6 protein-coding genes are annotated in these 4235 nt (G+C 62.3%); 3 read left to right on the top strand and 3 right to left on the bottom strand.

Translation table 11 applies throughout. The annotated features are described in order from the left end of the window. Both RBR29_RS10815 and RBR29_RS10810 read right to left on the bottom strand, forming a co-directional pair. On the bottom strand, window positions 1-341 hold a 341-nt coding region (locus RBR29_RS10815), incomplete at its 3' end, for a GNAT family N-acetyltransferase (protein WP_320349216.1). A gap of 43 nt (window positions 342-384) precedes the next feature. Beyond that, window positions 385-1248 carry a MoxR family ATPase gene (locus RBR29_RS10810; RefSeq protein WP_320349215.1) on the bottom strand — a complete coding sequence of 288 codons (864 nt, stop codon included), beginning with the start codon at window positions 1246-1248 and terminating at the stop codon, window positions 385-387. A gap of 161 nt (window positions 1249-1409) precedes the next feature. Between RBR29_RS10810 and RBR29_RS10805 the strand changes: the two genes are divergently transcribed. Then, window positions 1410-1766, top strand: a complete 357-nt coding sequence (locus RBR29_RS10805; protein ID WP_320349213.1) for a cytochrome c — start codon at window positions 1410-1412, stop codon at window positions 1764-1766. A 17-nt stretch (window positions 1767-1783) separates the two neighbouring features. Continuing rightward, entirely contained in the window at window positions 1784-2140 is a 357-nt protein-coding gene (locus RBR29_RS10800; protein WP_320349212.1) for a c-type cytochrome, read from the top strand. A gap of 113 nt (window positions 2141-2253) precedes the next feature. Here the strand turns inward: RBR29_RS10800 and RBR29_RS10795 are convergent, their stop codons facing one another. Beyond that, complete coding sequence (locus RBR29_RS10795; protein ID WP_320349211.1) at window positions 2254-2688, bottom strand: DUF1841 family protein; 435 nt, start codon at window positions 2686-2688, stop codon at window positions 2254-2256. 180 nt (window positions 2689-2868) lie between these two features. Here RBR29_RS10795 and icd point away from each other — a divergent pair, with 180 nt between their 5' ends. Further along, window positions 2869-4125, top strand: coding sequence for an NADP-dependent isocitrate dehydrogenase (icd, locus tag RBR29_RS10790; protein WP_320349210.1), 1257 nt, complete (start codon window positions 2869-2871; stop codon window positions 4123-4125). Window positions 4126-4235 lie beyond the last annotated feature (110 nt).

Below are 4235 nucleotides of genomic sequence, written 5' to 3'. Positions count from 1 at the left end.
CGCTGGCGGGACCTGGCGTACCAGGTGTAGCCGATCTCCAGCCGGGCGATCGACGGCACGATATCGTGGTAACGCGTGGTGCCCAGCACTGCGCCATCGCCGGCGTCAAGGACGGCGAAGGGCAGCATGTGGCCATCGTCCTGGCCTTGCAGGGCCTGGTCGATGTAGGCCCCGGTCTGGTCTGGTTCGGGCACCGAGGTGACGCGCAGGTTCCAGAGTTCGCCGTCTGCGGCGGCAGCCCGCAGGCCGGTGGCGTGTTCGGGGGACAGCGGGACCAGGCGCACGCCATGGCCTTCCAGGGTGGTGGGGCGGGGCGCTTGTGTGAAGACGGGTGCGTTCATGGTTTGATCCGTTTTGGGAAAAAGCGGTCGCGTCGCCAAGCGCTCAGCGGATGCCGCGCTGTGCCAGGGTGGCCAGCCGCTGCAGCAGGTTCAGGTCCTGTTCGTTTTTCAGCAGGGCTCCGGCCAGTGGCGGCATGTCGCCGCGCGCCAGACTGTCAGGAGGCACGGATTCGGCCAGCAGCAGGTGCAGCCAGTCCAGGAATTCAGAGGTCGAGGGGCGTTTTTTCAGCCCCGGGACATCGCGCAGGCGGAAAAACGCGTCCAGCGCCGCGCCCAGGACGTCGGCGCGCAGATCGGGGAAATGGACGGCGACGATGTCGCTCAGGGTTTCGCGGTCGGGGAATTCGATGTAGTGAAAGAAGCAGCGCCGCAGGAACGCGTCGGGCAGGTCTTTTTCATTGTTCGACGTGATGATGATCAGGGGCTTGTGGCGCGCCTGGATGGTCTGGCGAGTTTCATAGACGTGGAATTCCATCCGATCCAGTTCGCGCAGCAGGTCGTTGGGGAATTCGATGTCGGCCTTGTCGATTTCGTCGATCAGCACCACGCTGGGCTGTTCCGATTCGAATGCCTGCCATAGCACACCACGCACAATGTAGTTGCGGATGTCGTGCACGGCGGCCTCGCCCAGCTGGGAATCACGCAGGCGCGAGACGGCATCGTATTCGTACAGGCCCTGCTGCGCCTTGGTCGTGGATTTGATGTGCCATTGCAGCAGGGGGCGATCCAGCGCGCGTGCGACCTCTTCGGCCAGCAGGGTCTTGCCGGTGCCTGGTTCCCCCTTGACCAGCAATGGGCGCTGCAGCGTCAGGGCGGCATTGACGGCGGCCTTCAGGGATTCAGTGGCGACATAACGGTCAGTACCGTCGAAACGGTCGTGCGATGCGGAAACAGGCGTGCGGGTCATGGATTCAAGAGTGGAGTACGGGGATCAAATGCTATAGGTTTAAAATTTTGATGTCTGTTTGTATCGGGGCAATTATCGTACAATCGACTTGCCTCATCGGCCTGGCAGGAGGCTGGCCGATGCCGACACAATCAATATAAATCAGAGAGACAAGAGGCCATATGAAGTCGCGAGCAATGCTTGATCGTGGTTTGGGCGCCGTCGTGCTGACGATGTCCTGTCTGCTGGCCGGGCCGGCACTGGCGGCCGATCCTCCTGCCGTCCAGGGCGATGCCCAGGCCGGTGCCCAGAAGGTGTCCATGTGCATCGGTTGCCATGGAATCCCGGGCTACAAGGCAGCCTATCCGGAGTTGTACCACGTCCCCATGATCGCCGGTCAGGGCGCGCCCTACATTGTTGCCGCGCTGAAGGAATACGCCAACGGGGCGCGTTCCTTTCCGACCATGGACGCCATTGCCCGGTCCTTGTCCGAACAGGACATGGCCGATGTCGCAGCCTATTACTCCAGTCTCAAATGATCCGGGGGAAGACCATCATGCGTACATTGTGGATTGCCTTGCTGGGTCTTGGGCTGACAGCCACCGGCGCACATGCCGCCGACCTGCAGGCTGGCAAGGCCGCCTTTGAAAAATATACCTGCGCGTCCTGCCACGGGGCCGATGCCAAGACCCCGTTGCAGCCTGACTATCCGATTCTGGCCGGCCAGCATCAGGACTACCTGGCTCATGCCCTGACTGCCTATCAGCGTGGTCAGGCAGGGGCGCCGGCCTCGGCCAATGTGCGCAAGAACGCCATCATGGGCGCGATGGCGGCGCAGCTGTCCGCAGCCGACATCGAGAACATCGCTGCCTGGCTGGCCGTTCAGCCTTCGTCGCTGGCCGTGCGCAAATAGCGCGCTCGGCTCATCGGGGAAGCGCCCGCTCGGCCTCGTCCGGCGGGCGTTTTGCTGTTCGTTGGGGGCGTGGCGTCCGGCGCATGCGCCGGGGCGATATCAGTGGCCGCCGGTCAGCGGTCGTGCGTGGCGTGCCGCCGGATCAGATCCAGATAGTGCTCGTTGTCCAGCGGCTTGCCCAGCCGCTGGGCTTCCCAGACGACCTCGCCCAGTGCTTCCATGATGATGTGGGCGGCTTCGTGCTCGTCACGGACCTGCTGCAGCAATGCGTTCCAGGCCGCACGGATGCCGGGGGGGTGGTCGATCGACAGTTGTTCCTGGATCGCCAGGTGCATCGACAGGTGCAGAAAAGGGTTGGTGCGGCCGGCTTCGACGGTGTAGTCGCGTTCGGCAGCGTCCGGCGCCTGCAGGTCGTCGTGGTATTCGGGGTGGCGCTCGACCAGGTCGGCGGCCATGGTTTCCAGTGGCGTCAGCACGCCGCCTTCACGGCGTTTGCGCCAGGCGTCGGTGAAGAACGCGCGAACCTGTGCTTTGGAGGGGTTGAACATGCGGGGATGGGAAGACGGGCCAGGAACGCTATTTTACCCGGGCGGTTCGGGTATTTCCGGGATATGTCCCGTTAGAATAGGGATGCCATACTGCCTGCTGAAGGCCAGTTTACGCTAAACTCTTATATAAGACTGCTTCCCTTTCTCTTGCACAACAAACACAGCAACACTGGAGCACCCATGTCCTATCAGCATATCAAGGTCCCGGCCGGCGGGCAGAAGATCACGGTCAACGCCGATTTTTCCCTGAACATCCCTGACGAGCCCATCGTCCCCTATATCGAAGGAGACGGCACGGGCCAGGACATCACTCCGGTGATGCTGAAGGTCGTGGACGCCGCAGTCGCCAAAGCCTATGGCGGCAAGCGCAAGATCCACTGGATGGAAGTCTACGCCGGCGAAAAATCCACCAAGATCTACGGCCCGGACGTCTGGCTGCCCGAAGAAACCCTGGAAGCCGTGCGCGACTACGTCGTGTCCATCAAGGGGCCGCTGACCACCCCGGTGGGCGGTGGCATCCGTTCCCTGAATGTGGCCTTGCGCCAGGAACTGGACCTGTACGTTTGCCTGCGCCCGGTGCGCTACTTCAAGGGCGTGCCTTCGCCCGTGCGCGAACCGGAAAAGACCGACATGGTCATCTTCCGCGAAAACTCCGAAGACATCTACGCCGGCATCGAATTCGAAGCCGAGTCCGACAAGGCCCGTCAGCTGATCGAATTTCTGCAGGACAAGCTGGGCGTCACGAAAATCCGCTTCCCGGGCACGTCCGGCATCGGCGTCAAGCCCGTATCGCGCGAGGGCACGGAACGCCTGGTCCGCAAGGCCATCCAGTACGCCATCGACAATGACCGCGCGAGCGTCACGCTGGTGCACAAGGGCAACATCATGAAATTCACCGAAGGCGGCTTCCGCGACTGGGGCTATGCCCTGGCCCAGAAGGAATTCGGCGCCCAGCTGGTGGACGGCGGTCCGTGGTGCAAGTTCAAGAACCCCAAGACCGGCCGCGACATCGTGGTCAAGGACGTCATCGCCGACGCCTTCCTGCAGCAGATCCTGCTGCGCCCGGCCGAATACGACGTCATCGCCACGCTGAACCTGAATGGCGATTACATTTCCGACGCTCTGGCGGCCCAGGTTGGTGGGATCGGCATCGCCCCGGGTGCCAATCTGTCGGATTCCGTGGCCATGTTCGAGGCCACCCACGGCACCGCGCCAAAATACGCGGGCAAGGACTACGTCAATCCGGGTTCGGAAATCCTGTCCGCCGAAATGATGCTGCGTCACATGGGCTGGACCGAGGCCGCCGACCTGATCATCAGCAGCATGGAAAAATCCATCCTGTCCAAGAAGGTCACCTATGACTTCGCCCGCCTGCTGGAAGGCGCGACCCAAGTGTCGTGCTCAGGCTTCGGCCAGGTGATGATCGACAATATGTAATCGGTTTTCGACTGATTCATTCAGGTCCGGCAAGGCCCCGTTTCTTTCGAGAGGCGGGGCCTTGCCGTCTTGTGTCGAGATGCGGTATCCCGGGATCAGGATGATCCAGG

The sequence above is a fragment of the Castellaniella sp. genome (assembly GCF_034007085.1).
Classification (GTDB): domain Bacteria; phylum Pseudomonadota; class Gammaproteobacteria; order Burkholderiales; family Burkholderiaceae_B; genus Castellaniella.
The sequence above is the reverse complement of the archived record's forward strand: the minus strand, read 5'-3'. Positions and strand labels throughout refer to the sequence as shown.